General features: G+C 64.5%; 16 protein-coding genes and 1 tRNA gene. 12 read left to right on the top strand and 5 right to left on the bottom strand.

Annotated features, from left to right (window positions below):
* Positions 1 to 150: 150 nt before the first annotated feature.
* From FJ423_RS26515 to FJ423_RS26505, 3 genes are all read left to right on the top strand, one after another.
* Positions 151 to 1,554: a lipopolysaccharide biosynthesis protein gene (locus FJ423_RS26515; protein WP_140845920.1), complete on the top strand. Its 1,404-nt coding sequence runs from the start codon at positions 151 to 153 to the stop codon at positions 1,552 to 1,554.
* Positions 1,554 to 2,834, top strand: coding sequence for a GNAT family N-acetyltransferase (locus FJ423_RS26510; protein WP_140845919.1), 1,281 nt, complete (start codon positions 1,554 to 1,556; stop codon positions 2,832 to 2,834). The genes FJ423_RS26515 and FJ423_RS26510 overlap by 1 nt, the downstream gene beginning before the upstream one ends.
* A 71-nt stretch (positions 2,835 to 2,905) precedes the next feature.
* Positions 2,906 to 4,066, top strand: a complete 1,161-nt coding sequence (locus tag FJ423_RS26505; protein ID WP_140845918.1) for a YncE family protein — start codon at positions 2,906 to 2,908, stop codon at positions 4,064 to 4,066.
* 46 nt (positions 4,067 to 4,112) lie between these two features.
* Here the strand turns inward: FJ423_RS26505 and FJ423_RS26500 are convergent.
* Positions 4,113 to 4,197 (bottom strand) — tRNA-Leu (locus tag FJ423_RS26500).
* A 332-nt stretch (positions 4,198 to 4,529) separates the two neighbouring features.
* Here FJ423_RS26500 and FJ423_RS26495 point away from each other — a divergent pair.
* Together FJ423_RS26495 and FJ423_RS26490 are read left to right on the top strand one after the other, a co-directional pair.
* The gene (locus tag FJ423_RS26495; protein ID WP_140546280.1) at positions 4,530 to 5,120 is read left to right on the top strand and encodes a YqaA family protein; all 591 of its coding nucleotides are present in this window, start codon (positions 4,530 to 4,532) and stop codon (positions 5,118 to 5,120) included.
* A 23-nt stretch (positions 5,121 to 5,143) separates the two neighbouring features.
* Entirely contained in the window at positions 5,144 to 5,662 is a 519-nt protein-coding gene (locus tag FJ423_RS26490; protein ID WP_095767503.1) for a disulfide bond formation protein B, read from the top strand.
* A 162-nt stretch (positions 5,663 to 5,824) separates the two neighbouring features.
* Here FJ423_RS26490 and FJ423_RS26485 read toward each other — a convergent pair whose 3' ends face one another.
* Together FJ423_RS26485 and FJ423_RS26480 are read right to left on the bottom strand one after the other, a co-directional pair.
* The gene (locus tag FJ423_RS26485) at positions 5,825 to 6,382 is read right to left on the bottom strand and encodes an HNH endonuclease (RefSeq protein ID WP_027167440.1); all 558 of its coding nucleotides are present in this window, start codon (positions 6,380 to 6,382) and stop codon (positions 5,825 to 5,827) included.
* Positions 6,383 to 6,493: 111 nt separating this feature from the next.
* Positions 6,494 to 7,153 (bottom strand): DNA-3-methyladenine glycosylase, encoded by a 660-nt coding sequence (locus FJ423_RS26480; RefSeq protein ID WP_140845917.1) that lies wholly within the window; start codon positions 7,151 to 7,153, stop codon positions 6,494 to 6,496.
* A gap of 91 nt (positions 7,154 to 7,244) precedes the next feature.
* Between FJ423_RS26480 and gluQRS the strand changes: the two genes are divergently transcribed.
* Positions 7,245 to 8,114 carry a tRNA glutamyl-Q(34) synthetase GluQRS gene (gluQRS, locus tag FJ423_RS26475; RefSeq protein ID WP_140845916.1) on the top strand — a complete coding sequence of 290 codons (870 nt, stop codon included), beginning with the start codon at positions 7,245 to 7,247 and terminating at the stop codon, positions 8,112 to 8,114.
* 4 nt (positions 8,115 to 8,118) lie between these two features.
* On the opposite strand, the gene FJ423_RS26470 is transcribed toward gluQRS, so the two are convergent.
* Positions 8,119 to 8,376 carry a hypothetical protein gene (locus FJ423_RS26470; protein WP_224608072.1) on the bottom strand — a complete coding sequence of 86 codons (258 nt, stop codon included), beginning with the start codon at positions 8,374 to 8,376 and terminating at the stop codon, positions 8,119 to 8,121.
* A 183-nt stretch (positions 8,377 to 8,559) separates the two neighbouring features.
* On the opposite strand from FJ423_RS26470, the gene FJ423_RS26465 reads away from it, so the two are divergent.
* Positions 8,560 to 9,450 (top strand): DMT family transporter, encoded by an 891-nt coding sequence (locus FJ423_RS26465; RefSeq protein WP_140845914.1) that lies wholly within the window; start codon positions 8,560 to 8,562, stop codon positions 9,448 to 9,450.
* Between the two features lie 103 nt (positions 9,451 to 9,553).
* Here the strand turns inward: FJ423_RS26465 and FJ423_RS26460 are convergent, their stop codons facing one another.
* On the bottom strand, positions 9,554 to 10,405 hold the full coding sequence (locus FJ423_RS26460) for a YihY/virulence factor BrkB family protein (protein WP_095767497.1): 852 nt from the start codon (positions 10,403 to 10,405) through the stop codon (positions 9,554 to 9,556).
* Between the two features lie 79 nt (positions 10,406 to 10,484).
* Between FJ423_RS26460 and FJ423_RS26455 the strand changes: the two genes are divergently transcribed.
* The 5 genes from FJ423_RS26455 to FJ423_RS26435 all read left to right on the top strand — a co-directional run bounded on the left by FJ423_RS26455 (position 10,485) and on the right by FJ423_RS26435 (position 13,887).
* Positions 10,485 to 11,330 carry an SDR family oxidoreductase gene (locus FJ423_RS26455; protein ID WP_181174907.1) on the top strand — a complete coding sequence of 282 codons (846 nt, stop codon included), beginning with the start codon at positions 10,485 to 10,487 and terminating at the stop codon, positions 11,328 to 11,330.
* Between the two features lie 25 nt (positions 11,331 to 11,355).
* Entirely contained in the window at positions 11,356 to 11,547 is a 192-nt protein-coding gene (locus FJ423_RS26450) for a twin transmembrane helix small protein (protein ID WP_095767495.1), read from the top strand.
* Positions 11,548 to 11,567: 20 nt separating this feature from the next.
* Entirely contained in the window at positions 11,568 to 12,149 is a 582-nt protein-coding gene (locus FJ423_RS26445) for a cob(I)yrinic acid a,c-diamide adenosyltransferase (protein WP_140845912.1), read from the top strand.
* A 22-nt stretch (positions 12,150 to 12,171) separates the two neighbouring features.
* Entirely contained in the window at positions 12,172 to 12,975 is an 804-nt protein-coding gene (locus FJ423_RS26440) for a rhomboid family intramembrane serine protease (RefSeq protein WP_140845911.1), read from the top strand.
* A gap of 162 nt (positions 12,976 to 13,137) precedes the next feature.
* Positions 13,138 to 13,887 (top strand): electron transfer flavoprotein subunit beta/FixA family protein, encoded by a 750-nt coding sequence (locus FJ423_RS26435; RefSeq protein WP_140845910.1) that lies wholly within the window; start codon positions 13,138 to 13,140, stop codon positions 13,885 to 13,887.
* Positions 13,888 to 13,893: the final 6 nt, after the last annotated feature.

Genomic DNA, 13,893 nt, shown 5'->3' with positions numbered 1-13,893 from the left:
CGTTCCCTGGAACACCCCTCATCCGTCGCCTTCGGCGACACCTTCTCCCACAAGGGGAGAAGGAAAAGCCCGCACCCCACCCACCCTTTCTTAAGGTGTTTCGGATAGACCGAAACCTTGGAAAGAGGCGGAAAACGGAGAGGATTCGGGGTGCGCTTTTCCGCGGCAATGACTGCCGGGCGGTTCCTGCCGCAGCGCTGGGCGCTGCGCATGCGGCCGTTGCTTGGCCGCATCGATGCCGTGCTGTCCACCGCCGACGAGCGCGGCGAAGCCGGGCGCATGTCGCTGATCGCCTTCTCCATCCGCATCGTCAGCGCCTTCATCGCCTTTGTCAGCCAGGTGCTGATGGCACGCTGGATGGGTTCGTTCGAATACGGCATCTCGGTGCTGGTCTGGGTGATGATGGTCATCGTCGGCAATCTCGCCTGCCTCGGCTTTCACACCTCGGTCATCCGTTTCATTCCCGAATATCGCGAGCGCGGCATGCTGGCCGAGCTGCGCGGCATCGTGCAGGCGAGCCGCCTTTTCGTGCTCGTCGCCTCGACGCTGGTGGCAGGCCTCGGCGCGCTTGGCGTCTGGCTCGCCTCGGATTGGATCGAGAACTACTACGTCATCCCCTTCATCCTCGGTGTCATCTGCCTGCCGATGATCGCGCTCGGCGATCTCCTGCAAGGGCTGGCGCGCGCCAATTCCTGGGCGCTGCTGGCGCTGTCGCCCACCTATCTGGTGCGGCCGGTGCTGATCCTGGCGTTCATGGCGCTGATGCTTGGCCTGCACTATGTGCCCGACGCCAAGACCGCGATCTTCGCCTCCATCGCCGCAACCTATGTCACCACGCTGGGTCAGTTGATGGCCGTCACCTCGCGCATGGAGAAAAAGATCCCGGCCGGGCCGATGGCGGTGCATTTCGGCCAGTGGATCCTCGTCTCGGTGCCGATCTTCCTGGTCGAGGGCTTCTTCTTCCTGCTCACCAATGCCGACGTGCTGATGGTGGGCGCCTATCTCGACCCCAATGACGTCGCTGTCTATTTCGCCACGGTGAAGACGCTGGCGCTGGTGCATTTCGTTTATTTCGCGGTCAAGGCCGGCGTTGCACAGCGCTACGCCCAGTTCACCCATGGCGAGCCGCATCGGCTCGCCGCCTTCGCCCGCGAGACCGTCTCCTGGACCTTCTGGCCCTCGCTGCTGATGGCGCTCATGGTGCTGGCGCTGGGCGAGCCGATGCTGGTGCTGTTCGGTCCCGAATTCACCGCCGGCTACCCGCTGCTCTTCCTGCTGGTTCTGGGCGTCGTGGCGCGCGCCGCCGTCGGCCCTTGTGAAAGCCTGCTCACCATGAGCGGCAACCAGAACATCTGCGCCGCCGTCTATGCCATGACGCTTGCGCTCAACATCGGCCTCAACGTGATCCTCATTCCGCTGTTCGGCCTCTGGGGCGCGGCTATCGCCACCAGCCTGGCCATGGTCTTCGAGGCCAGCGCGCTCTCCTTCACCGTCTGGCGCAAGCTCGGCATCGTGATGGCGATCTTTGTGCCCGCAAACAAGGAAGTCGCCTGATGGCCGCCGTCCCGTTGCTCGAAGAGACCAGCGGCGGCACCGCCGGCGCCATGGTTTCCAACCTTGCCGGCCTGGCGCGCGAGGTCGACCCCGCCCATATCGAGCTTTTCGCCAGCAACAGGCCGGAGCGCAAGCTCGCCATCTATCCGGCCTCGGCCGGCTTCGATCTTGTCGAGGAGCTTGACTATCTCAGCGCCCGCACGATCGAGCCGAACGTCTTCTTCAACCCGCGCTTCCTGGCGCCGGCGATGCCGCGGCTGGAAGACCGCGAGGTGCGGCTGGCCGTCATCCGCGACGGCGACGAATACCGCAACCGGCTTCGGCTTCTGGCGCCGTTCTCGGTCGAGCGGCCGGCGATCCCGCTCGGCGTCCCGGTGATGCGCACATGGTCGAGCCCGTTCGGCCCGCTCGGAACGCCGCTGGTCGATCGCGACGATCCAGTCGGCGTCATCGAGGATTTCTTCTCGATGCTGTCGCGGCCGCATCTCAAGCTGCCAAAAGTCTTCGTGCTGCCCGATATGCGCCTCGACGGTCCGGTGGCGAGCCTGCTTACCTCCTTTGCCGACAGCCGCGGCTTGACCATGGTGACCACCGGCAAGGTCGAGCGTCCGGTGCTCGATAGCGACGCCGACGGCGAGGACTACCTCAAGGCATCGCTGCGCGCGCATCACTATCGCGAATTCCGCCGCCTGAAGCGGCGTCTCGCCGACCTCGGCAAGCTGGAGCACACCGTGGCGCGCGGGCCGGACGAGATCCGCCACGCCATCGAAAGCTTCCTGACGCTGGAAGCGGCCGGCTGGAAAGGCCGCGAGCGCACCGCGATGGCGATCGACCGCTACCGCGCCGCCTTCGCCCGCGAGGCCGTGCACAGGCTGGCCGAGCAGGACATGTGCCGCATCCACCTCTTGACGCTCGACGGCCGCACCATCGCCTGCCTGGTCGTCTTCGTCGAGGCCGGCGTCGCCTACACCTGGAAGACGGCCTATGACGAGACGCTCTCCGCCTATTCGCCAGGAACGCTGCTGATGATCGAGGTGACCAGGCAACATCTCGACGATCCCAACATCGTCATGACCGATTCCTGCGCGGTTCCGGACCATCCGGTGATGAGCCGCCTGTGGAGCGAGCGCAAGCCGATGGGCACGCTGGTAATAGGACTGACGCCGGATGCCGACCGGCTGGCCCGTCAGGCCGCCTCGCAACTGCATCTCTACCGCGAGACCCGCAACATGGCGCGCATCCTGCGCAACCGCATGCGGAGCCTGCTGAAAAGACGCTAGATGGGCGGCGAGACACCGGCTATGGCTTGCGGCGGCCGGACCCGGCCTGCCTTCACCACAAAGCACTTCAAATGATCGATACCGTCCTGCGCTTCGCCCGCCTTTGTGCGCCGCTTGTCCTGCTCGCCATGCTTCCGGCTCGAGTCGCGGCAGGTACCTGCCCGGAGGATTGCTCCGATCCGGCGCCTCCCCCGGTCAACATCTACAGCCAGACCACGGCCGGCCATCTGAGCCCCGCCACCGCCGGCGCACTGCCGCGCGTCTATGTGCCGAACCGCTCCTCCAACAGCGTCTCGGTGATCGACACCGTCACCTTGAAGGAGGTCGACCGCTTTCCGGTCGGCAGCAAGCCGCAGCATGTCGTGCCGTCCTGGGATTTGAAGACGCTGTGGGTCGCCAACAACGGCACCGGCAAGAACGGCAGCCTGACGCCGATCGACCCGATAACGGCTAAGCCCGGCCAGCAGATCGCGGTCGACGACCCCTACAATCTCTATTTCATGCCGGACGGCAGCGCGGCAATCGTCGTCGACGAGGCGATGGAGCAGCTCGATTTCCGCGACCCGCACACCATGGCGTTGAAATCGAGCCTGCCGACGCCGACTTGCCCGGGTATCAACCATGCCGATTTTGCGACCGACGGCTCCTATGCGATCTTCACCTGCGAATATGGCGACGGCGGCCTGGCCAAGATCGACCTGAAGAACCAGAAGGTGCTCGGCCACCTCGACCTCTCCAGGATGGGCATGCCGCAGGACATCCGCCTGTCGCCCGACGGCAAGGTCTTCTACGTCGCTGACATGATGAATGACGGCGTGTTCCTGGTCGACGGCGGCAGTTTTCGGGAAATCGGCTTCATCCCAACCGGCATCGGCGCGCACGGCTTCGTCGTCAGCCGCGACGGCAAGCGCCTCTACGTCTCGAACCGCGGCTCGCACAAGATGGAGCAGGGCAAGGCCAAGGGCCCGGGCAGCGTCACGGTGATCGACTTCGCCACCCGCGCCGTGGTCGCGCAATGGCCGATCCCCGGCGGCGGCAGCCCCGACATGGGCAATGTCAGCGCCGATGGCAGGCAGCTATGGCTGTCGGGCCGCTTCGACAGCGAGGCTTATATGATCGACACCACCAGCGGCGCCGTGACGAAAATCCGCGTCGGCGCCGAGCCGCATGGCCTGACGGTATGGCCGCAGCCGGGGCGCTACTCGCAGGGGCATACGGGGAATATGCGGTAGGGCACTTTTGTGAAGGCCTGCCATCCGAAGCTCGCAGAGCGAAGGATGGTGCCCCTAGCCGGGATCGAACCAGCACTCCTTGCGGAACTCGATTTTGAGTCGAGCGCGTCTACCAATTCCGCCATAGGGGCTCAGGCCGGGCGGCCTGGATGGGGGCGGACTATACGGTTGGACGGCCTTTCGTCAACTGGCCTGTTGCGGATTTGCCGGCACCGCTTCGGCCAAACAGCATCCGGCGGTTTTGTGGGGACCACCGCCATTGTGCGCCGCGGGAAATCTTTCTAGAGAGGCGAATGTTTAAGGTGCCCGGTCGATAATGGCGGCTGCGGCGCTTTGGGTCCTTGTCTCGTGCATGCCAGTGGCCGAAAACCACTGCGCCGTTGGGGCGACATGCATTAGGTAATTCCAGGAAAAGCGCAGCGGTTTTCCGTCCGGAATTGCGTCAACCGCATTAGGAGAGCCGATGCTTCGCGGACTTTACGACTGGACCCTGTCGCTGGCGGCGCGCAAATCAGCCGAATGGTGGCTGGCCTTCATCGCCTTCGTCGAAAGCTCGGTCTTCCTGGTGCCGGCCGACGTGCTCTTCCTGCCGATGGCGCTGTCCAAACCCGAACGCGCCTATCGCTACGCGCTGATCGCCACGGTCGCTTCGGTCTTGGGCGGCGTCGCCGGCTGGTTCATCGGCCACTATGCCTATGAGGCAGTCGCCAAGCCGGTGCTCGAGTTCTACGGCAAATATGACGAGTTCGAGCAGTTGCGCACCTCGTCCGGCGTCGGCTTCATCATCCTGATGCTGGTCACCTCGGGCGCGGCCCATCTGCCGCCGATCAAGGTGGTGACGATCCTGTCGGGCGTCATCGGCGTTAATCTGTTGCTTTTCATCGGGCTCGCGATCGTGGCGCGCGGCGCCCGTTTCCTGCTCCTTGCCTGGCTGTTGCGCCGCTATGGCGAGGAGATCAGGGAGTTCATCGAAAAGCGCTTGGGATTGATTGTCGGCGCCGGCGCCGCTGCCCTGATTTTGCTCTATATCCTCGTCAGATACGCCCACGGATAGCGACGCAACAACGGACCCGATAGATGACCGCGACCATGAATGCCGATACCGGACGCCAGCGCATGCGCGCGGCGCTCTTTCTCGCCGTCGCTATGGCCGCGACGGTCGGCTCGGCGCTTGCCTTCCAATATATCGGCGGCTACATCCCCTGCCATCTCTGCCTGGAGCAGCGCACGCCCTACTATATCGGTGTACCGCTGATGGTGCTGGCGGCGATCGCCTCGATGCTGCGCGCGCCGGCCTGGGTGACGCGCGGGCTGCTCGCGATCGGCGGCTTGCTGATGCTCTACGGCCTCTATCTCGGCGTCTATCATTCGGGTGTCGAATGGGCATGGTGGCAAGGTCCGGCCGACTGCACCGCCGGCGCCGGTCCGGTCGACACTGGCGGCAAGGGCGTGCTCGACGCGCTCGACAAGTTCGTGCCGCCCTCCTGCGACAAGGCCGCGCTGCGCATCCTCGGCCTGTCGCTCGCCGGCTGGAACGCCATCGCCAGCCTCGTCCTCGCCGCCGTCGCCTTCCGCAGCGCGCTCGCGCGGGATTGAGCCGGCACCAAAGCGGCGGCGCGAGATCGTTCACAGAATTCGGCAGGATGAGTCGTATGAAGTGAGCGTCGAGAACCGGAGCGGAGCGTACTTACAGTACGTGAGCACCGGAAGCGCAGACGCTTGCTTCAGACGGCCAGCCTCCCGAATTCTCGAACGATCTCAAGGTTCGAGTTCGACATCCCAGTAGAGATAATCCATCCAGCTTTCATGCAGATGGTTGGGCGGGAACAGGCGGCCGTTGTTGTGCAGGTCGTGCACCGTCGGCTGATAGGGTTTCTGCAGCGGCCACATCTTGGCCTGGGCCGGCATCATGCCGCCCTTGCGAAGGTTGCAGGGCGAGCAGGCGGCGACGACATTCTCCCAGGTCGTCGCTCCGCCGCGATGGCGCGGGATGACATGGTCGAACGTCAGATCCTCGGGCGTTCCGCAATACTGGCACTGGAAGCGGTCGCGCAGGAAGACGTTGAAGCGGGTGAAGGCGGGATGCCTGGACGGCTTCACATAGGCTTTGAGGCTGACCACGCTCGGCAGCTTCATCGAGAAGGTCGGCGAAGAGACGGCGTGCTCGTATTCGGCGACGATGTTCACCCGGTCGAGGAAGACGGCCTTGATGGCGTCCTGCCACGACCAGAGCGACAGGGGATAGTAGCTGAGCGGACGGTAGTCCGCGTTCAGCACCAGCGCGGGAAGCCCATCCGGAGATACGGCAACCGTCACGTCCTTCGCCTCCTTGCTTCTAGAACCGAACGGCGCGGATACTGTAAGCCCGACATGACAGGGATGTGAAGCGGATTGTCGTGCGTCGAAATCGCCAAAACCGCATGATTTTCAGGCTTTTTTTGCCATTTCGATAGTCGGCGCCGCATCCCTGCCCTTCAATTCCCGGTAATAAGCCCAAAAAAGCCGCGACGCGACACCCCGCCACGGCCTCCATGATTCGGCCAGCCGGATAAGCATTTTCTCCGGCGGACGCGGGTCGATGCCGAGCGCATGGCCGACCGCCGTCTGCAAGGCGACGTCGCGCGCGGGAAACACATCCGGATGGCCGGCGGCAAACAAAAGGTAGCATTCCGCCGTCCAAGGACCGATGCCGGGCACGGCCGTCATCGCTGCGATCGCCTCGCCGGCGTCCAGCGTGCACAGGTGATCGAGATCCAGCCCGCCGGCCACCGCTTCAGCGACGGCGAGCAGCCCGCGCTGTTTCGGCCGCGACAGCCCGGCCTCGCGAAACACGCCCTCGTCGGCGGCAAGGATCGCCTGCGGCGTCAGCGGATCGACAAGCTTCACCAGCCGCCCGAAGATAGCGTCAGCGCTGGCGCGGGAAACTTGCTGTGAAACGATAATGGAAGCGAGGCTCTGAAAGCCAGGTTCCGACAGCCGCAGCGGCACTTTGCCCGCCCGGCCGCGCACGGCCGCCAGCCGCGGATCGATCCGGCAGAGCGCGTCGAGCCCTGTCGCAATGTCGTCCAGCGAGGCGATGCGTTGCACGTTGCTTGTTCCCAGGGCGCCCGCGAAATGGCAATTGATGGCTAACTAGCAACCGGCGGAAGCGCCTTTCAACCCGAATACCGCCCGAGATATGACACTCCTGACATTCCGCTTCGCGCCGAGCCCCAATGGCCAATTGCATCTCGGCCATGCCTACTCGGCTCTGCTCAACCAGCGCATGGCGGCGCAGGTCGGCGGGCGCCTGCTGCTGCGCATCGAGGATATCGATGTCACCCGCTGCACACCCGAATTCGAAGCCGGCATTTTTCGCGACCTCGAATGGCTGGGATTGCACTGGGAAGAACCGGTGCGCTGCCAGTCCGAGCATTTCGCCGAATACCGGGAGGTGCTGGACCGGTTGATCGCCGAGGAACTCGTTTATCCGGCCTTCATGAGTCGCGGCGAGATCCGCGCCTTTATCGCCGAGACCGGCGGCCGCGACTGGCCGCGCGATCCGGACGGCGTGCCGCTCTATCCGCCGCTCGACAAGGCATTGTCGGCCAGGGAGCGCAAGCGGCGGCTGGCCGAGGACGTGCCCTTCGCCTGGCGGCTCGACGTCGAGGCGGCGATGGCGCGCGTCACGGCCGGCCTGTCATGGGTGGAGTTCACCGACGAGACGATGTCGGCGACGCGAGCAATCGAAGCGCAACCGCGGGCCTGGGGCGACGTCATCGTCGCCCGCCGCGACATCCCGACCAGTTACCATCTCGCCGTCGTCGTCGACGACGCGCTGCAGGCTGTCAGCCATGTCGTGCGCGGCCAGGACCTCTATTCGCCGACCGGGGTGCAGTGCCTGCTGCAGCAACTGCTCGGCCTGCCACAGCCGCGTTATTTCCACCACCGCCTGATCCTCGGTCCCAACGGCAGGAAACTGTCCAAGAGCTTCAAGGACACCGGCCTGGCCTCCCTCCGGGAGGCGGGCATGTCGCCGCAGGACGTCAGAAGATTGGTCGGTTTTTAGTTGGCTAGAGGCGCGCCATCCCGGCCTTGATCAGCGCCAGCACGCTGATGAAGACAAAGGCGCCGCCCAGCCCGCAGGCCACCGCCAGCTTGAGATCGCTCAGGCTGATGCCATGCTTGTTTGCGACCCCCACCGCGACGAAAAAGCCGAAGATGAACAGCAGCGTGTTGCCGGTCGGGCCGAAGCCGCTCTCCCCCATGATCGCGTCGAGCGCCGTGCCGAAGAAGAAGCCGAAGCCGGCGATGATCGCGAAGGCGAACAACAGCCAGGTCGTGTCCAGATGCAAAAACATGCCCCACCATGGCGCGGCGACGCGCCATGCCCCTCTTGGCACGGTTTGATGAATTCAACTTAGCTTATGGATCAACCGTTTCGTTTTGCTTGCGGGATTGAACGGCATTAGAGCAATTGCCGTCATCAACCATTCATCCCGGCAGCCTCCCCCATGCAGAGCATCAAGCGGTTCATTCCCGCCTCCTTCGTCGTTCTGTGGGCGACCGGCTTCATTGGCGCGCGCTATGCCATGCCCTGGGCGGAACCCTTCACCTTCCTTGCCATCCGCTTCGTGATCGCGGCGGCCCTGTTCACGGGGCTGACCGTTGTGCTTGGCTCGCGCAAGGCGACGCGCGAAGAGGCGCTGCACGCAACGGTGGCCGGCGTCCTCATGCATGGTGTCTATCTCGGCGCCGTCTTCTGGGCGATCCACAGGGGCATGCCGGCCGGGTTTTCGGCGCTGATTGTCGGCCTGCAGCCGTTGATCACCGCCGTGCTCGCTGGAAAGTTCCTCGGCGAAGCGATCCTGCCGCGCCATTGGGCCGGCCTCGCCGTCGGCCTTCTCGGCGTCGTCATCGTGCTGTGGCCGAAGCTGGGCGCGCTGGGCGGCGGCGTCACACCGGCGACGCTGACGGCTTCGCTCGTCTCCGTGCTCGGCATGAGCGCCGGCACCATCTGGCAGAAGCGCTATGCCTCAGGCGGCGATCTGGTGTCGGCGACGATGTGGCAGTATGTCGGCGGCTCCGCCGTGATGATCCTGGGCTCGCTCGCCTTCGAGACCCGCGCCGTCACCGTCAATGGCGAATTGATCTTCGCCATGGCCTGGCTGGTCCTGGTGCTGTCGGTCGGCGCCATATTCCTGCTGATGGTGATGATCAGGGACGGTGAGATGTCGAAGGTCGCCTCGCTGTTCTATCTGGTGCCGGCCGTAACCGCGGTCATTGCCTGGGCGCTTTTCAATGAGCAGCTCAATCTGCTGCAGATCGCCGGCGTGGCGATCGCCACGCTCGGCGTCGCCCTGGCGACGGCGCGGCAGGCGAGGAAAGGGGAATTGAGGAATTGAGGAATTGAAGAAGAAGGGCGGAGCCAAGCGTCGGCGCATTTTCCCCAGTTCCTCAATTCTTCAATTCTCCAGTTCTTCAGCTCCTCTTCTGACCGGCGCCAACTCACCCAACCCGCGCTCGGGCTTCGAGATAACGGCTGATCGCGGCGTTGAGCTCGCCGCCGAGGATGAAGATCGCCGAGATGATGTAGAGGAAGACGACCGCGATCATGATCGAGGCGAGCCCGGCATAGGTCGTCACATAGGACGAGAAATGGTCGAGATAGGTGGCAAAGATCGTCGACCCGACCAGCCAGGCGACCAGCGTGAAGACGATGCCCGGTATGATCGAGACGAAGCGCCGCTTGCCGGCCGGCAGCCAGATATGCACGGAGAACAGCCCGATGACGATGACCGTCGAGGCGATCACGTAACGCCAGATGGTGATCGTGCCCATATACGGCTTGATCCACTCCAGATGCGCCTCCGCCAGTCGTGCGAGCAGCGGCGCGAACACCAAAAGCACGCTGATGGCGAGAAAGCAGGCGGTGGCGATCAGGACGAAGATGATGCTTTGCACCCGGCGGTGGATGATGCCGCGCGTCTCGGTAACCCGATAAGCGCGGTTGAGCGAAGTGCGCAGGGCTTCGATGCCGTTGGAAGCGAAATAGGCCGCAAGCAGCACGCCATAGGTCAGAAGGTCGGTGCGGCGCACCGTGAGCACGTTGAGCACCTCATGCGCGATCGGCTTGGCGATCTGCTCCGGCCATGTGTCGAAGACCAGATGCACGGCCGTGTCGGCGAAGGCGCGCGCGCCGAGGAAGCTGGCAAGCGTGGTGGCGAAGATCAGGAACGGAAACAGTGCCATCAGCGAGGTGATCGCCAGATGGCTGGCCATCGCCCAGCCGTCATCGGTGTTGAAGTGGCCTATCGCATCGTAGAGCACGCGCTTGAGGGCGACGATATTCCGCAGCAAGGGCCCGCGCTCCGCTCGATTGTGTCAACGCCGCGAATATGGGAAGTGATTGCGGTAAATGGCAACCCCAGGTCCCATAATGCGCCCCGCGGCAGAAGAGTTGCGCACCATCGTCGTCACCGGCGCCTCTTCCGGCATCGGCGCCTATTGCGCGCGGGCGTTGAAGGCGGAAGGCTGGCGGGTCTTCGCCACGGCGCGCAAGCCGGCCGACATCGCAGCCCTCGAGGTCGACGGCCTGGAGGCCTTCTATCTCGACTATCGCGAGCCCGAATCCATCGCCGCCCTGGTCGATGCAGTGCTGGAGCGCACCGGCGGCACGCTTGACGCGCTCTTCAACAATGGCGCGTATGCCCAGCCCGGCGCCGTCGAGGACCTGTCGGTCGCAGCACTTCGCGAGCAGTTCGAGGCCAATTTCTTCGGCTGGCACGATCTCACCCGGCGCGTCGTGCCGGTCATGCGCCGCCAGGGGCACGGCCGGCTCGTCCACTGCTCCTCGATCCTCGGACTGGCTCCGGTCCGCTTCCGCGGCGCCTATTCGGCCTCCAAGCACGCCATCGAAGGCCTGATGCTGTGCATGCGCCAGGAACTCGAAGGCAGCGGCATCCACCTATCCTTGATCGAACCGGGACCGGTGAGGTCGAAGATCGCCAGCAATGGCCTGCCCTGGTTCTTGAAGAATATCGACGTCGAGAATTCCGTCCACCGCGCTGATTATCAGACGCAGCTCGCAAGGCTTCAGGCGGGCGGCAGCGTGTCGAAGCTGAAGCCGGGACCGGAGGTCGTGCACAGGGCGTTGCGCCACGCGCTTCTGTCACAGCGCCCGCGCCCGCATTATGTGGTAACGGTGCCGGCCCGGATCGGCGCGGCGCTGAAACGCATCCTGCCGGCCTCCCTGCTCTACCGCGTGCTCGCCAGGCGCGCCTGACCGAACTTGAACCGGAGCCAGCCAGATGCTCATCATCTTCAAGATCCTCGCCATCGTCGCGATGGCCGCCGTGGTGATCGTGCTGGTTCGCGGCCTGATCAACATGATGCGCGGCGGCTCCGGCTTCACCTCGAACAAGCTGATGCAGGCGCGCATCATGTTGCAGGCCGTGGCCCTGGCGCTGCTGTTGCTGGTTGTCTATTTCACGCGCAAATAGAGGATCTCAGAGGGCACGGCGTGGTCAAGCTCAACAAGATCTATACCCGCACCGGCGACGACGGCACCACCGGGCTCGGCACCGGCGAGCGGCGGCTGAAATCCGACCTGCGCGTCGACGCCTATGGCACCGTCGACGAGGCCAATGCCTGCATCGGCATGGCCCGCGTCCACACCGGCGCCGAGCATCCGGCGATCGACGCCATGCTGTCGCGTATCCAGAACGATCTGTTCGATCTGGGCGCCGACCTCGCCGTGCCGGATGACGGCAGGCCGCTGGAATACGAGCCGTTGCGCATCGTCGCCGCCCAGACCGACCGCGTCGAGCAGGACATCGACGCGCTCAACAAGGAACTGCAGCCGCTGAAATCCTTCGTGCTGAACGGCGGCACGCCGGCCGCGGCCGCGCTCCATCTTGCCCGCACCGTGGCGCGCCGCGCCGAGCGCCTGATGGTGGCGCTGGCGCAGGATCCGGCCGAGCATGTCAACCGCGAGGCGCTCAAATATATCAACCGTGTTTCGGATTTCCTGTTCGTCGCCGCCCGCGCGGTCAATGACAATGGAAAGGCCGACGTGCTATGGGTTCCCGGCAAGAACCGCTGAATCCGCAGGCGGGAGGGGTCCGATGTTCATCCCGCTTTACGACACCAACAGGCTGCGCCACATCCGGCTGCAATATGTGACGATCGGCCTGATCGTGGCGAACGTGCTGGTCTACCTGGCGACCACGCTCGGCGGTGAGAACTTCACCAATGCCGCGGTTCTCGGTCTCGGCTTCATCCCGTCGGTGGTTCACGACAAGGTCGAGCTCTCGCCCGAGTTCGTCGTCATCCCCGAGAGTCTCAGCTACCTTACCTATTCCTTCCTGCATGCCGACATCTTCCATCTCGGCGGCAACATGCTGTTCCTCTGGGTGTTCGGCGACAATGTCGAGGATGCGCTCGGCCATATCCGCTATCTGATCTTTTACCTTGCCTGCGCCGTCGCCGGCGCCTTCTTCCAAGGGTTGGTGGCCTGGGATTCGCAGGTGCCGTTGATCGGCGCCTCGGGCGCTATCGCCGGCGTCGTCGCCGCCTACCTGATCCTCTACCCCCGGGTGAAGGTCTGGGTGCTGGCCTTTGCCCGCATTCCGCTGCGCATCCCGGCCTTCATTCCGCTGCTTCTGTGGATCCTGTTCCAGGTCGTGATGTTTGCGGCGGGTGGCGAGGACCAGATCTCCTGGGCCTGCCATATCGGCGGCATCATCGCCGGATCGATCCTGGTGCTGGTTCTGCGCAGCCGGGGCGTGCCGCTGCTGGCCGGCGCCGACGGCGAGCCGGACCCGACGCCCAACATCCAGCAGCCGCCTGTTCCTGTCGAGCCGGCCGCGAGCGATCCGGCGCAGCCGGCGGCGCAATGGGGCCGTGGAGCAGCGGCGCCCCGGGACTGAACCGATTTGGGTGCGTCGTGGGATATTGACGCGCCGATTTGTCGCCACTACGGAAACGGCACAGTTGGACGGATATTCCGTCCGCGATGTCGGCTTTCGACAACTCTGACAGGGCGCACGCTGCTATAGCGCCCCGACTATCTCAGGAGAGGTGACAGGAAAATGAAGATCCTTGTGCCCGTGAAGCGGGTTGTGGACGCCAACGTCAAGGTCCGGGTGAAAGCCGACGGACTGGGCGTCGAGCTTGCCAACGTCAAGATGGCGATGAACCCGTTCGACGAGATCGCGGTCGAGGAAGCGATCCGCATCAAGGAAGCCGGCAAGGCGGAAGAAATCATCGTCGTCTCGGTCGGCCCGCAGCAGGCGCAGGAGACGCTGCGCACCGCGCTCGCCATGGGCGCCGACCGCGCAATCCTGGTCAAGACCGACGAGCAGACCGAGCCGCTCGGCGTCGCCAAGGTGCTGAAGGGTGTGGTCGAAGCCGAGAAGCCCGGCCTCGTCATCCTCGGCAAGCAGGCGATCGACGACGATTCGAACCAGACTGGCCAGATGCTGGCGGCACTGCTTGGTTGGCCGCAGGGCACCTTCGCGTCCAAGATCGTGCTCGAAGGCGATCAGGCCAAGGTGACGCGCGAGGTCGACGGCGGCCTGCAGACAGTGGAATTGAAGATGCCGGCGATCGTCACCGCCGACCTTCGCCTCAACCAGCCGCGCTATGCCTCGCTGCCCAACATCATGAAGGCCAAGAAAAAGCCGCTCGACGAGAAGAGCCCGGCCGACTACGGCGCCGACGTCAAGCCGCGCCTCAAGGTGATCAAGACCGAGGAGCCCGGCGGCCGCAAGGCGGGCGTCAAGGTCAAGAGCGTGACCGAGCTGGTCGAGAAGCTGAAGAACGAAGCCGGCGTGCTTTAAAGCGAT

It is taken from the genome of Mesorhizobium sp. B2-8-9 (assembly GCF_006439475.1).
In the GTDB taxonomy this organism is placed as follows: Bacteria; Pseudomonadota; Alphaproteobacteria; order Rhizobiales; family Rhizobiaceae; genus Mesorhizobium.
Note: the sequence above shows the minus strand (reverse complement) of the source record. Positions and strands in the feature narration are given on the sequence as shown.

Coding starts and splice junctions, on each gene's coding strand:
- FJ423_RS26435 (WP_140845910.1), top strand. CDS start 13,138: ATGAAGATCCTTGTGCCCGTGAAGCGGGTTGTGGACGCCAACGTCAAG.
- FJ423_RS26510 (WP_140845919.1), top strand. CDS start 1,554: ATGGCCGCCGTCCCGTTGCTCGAAGAGACCAGCGGCGGCACCGCCGGC.
- FJ423_RS26455 (WP_181174907.1), top strand. CDS start 10,485: ATGCGCCCCGCGGCAGAAGAGTTGCGCACCATCGTCGTCACCGGCGCC.
- FJ423_RS26495 (WP_140546280.1), top strand. CDS start 4,530: ATGCTTCGCGGACTTTACGACTGGACCCTGTCGCTGGCGGCGCGCAAA.
- FJ423_RS26505 (WP_140845918.1), top strand. CDS start 2,906: ATGATCGATACCGTCCTGCGCTTCGCCCGCCTTTGTGCGCCGCTTGTC.
- FJ423_RS26450 (WP_095767495.1), top strand. CDS start 11,356: ATGCTCATCATCTTCAAGATCCTCGCCATCGTCGCGATGGCCGCCGTG.
- gluQRS (WP_140845916.1), top strand. CDS start 7,245: ATGACACTCCTGACATTCCGCTTCGCGCCGAGCCCCAATGGCCAATTG.
- FJ423_RS26465 (WP_140845914.1), top strand. CDS start 8,560: ATGCAGAGCATCAAGCGGTTCATTCCCGCCTCCTTCGTCGTTCTGTGG.
- FJ423_RS26440 (WP_140845911.1), top strand. CDS start 12,172: ATGTTCATCCCGCTTTACGACACCAACAGGCTGCGCCACATCCGGCTG.
- FJ423_RS26490 (WP_095767503.1), top strand. CDS start 5,144: ATGACCGCGACCATGAATGCCGATACCGGACGCCAGCGCATGCGCGCG.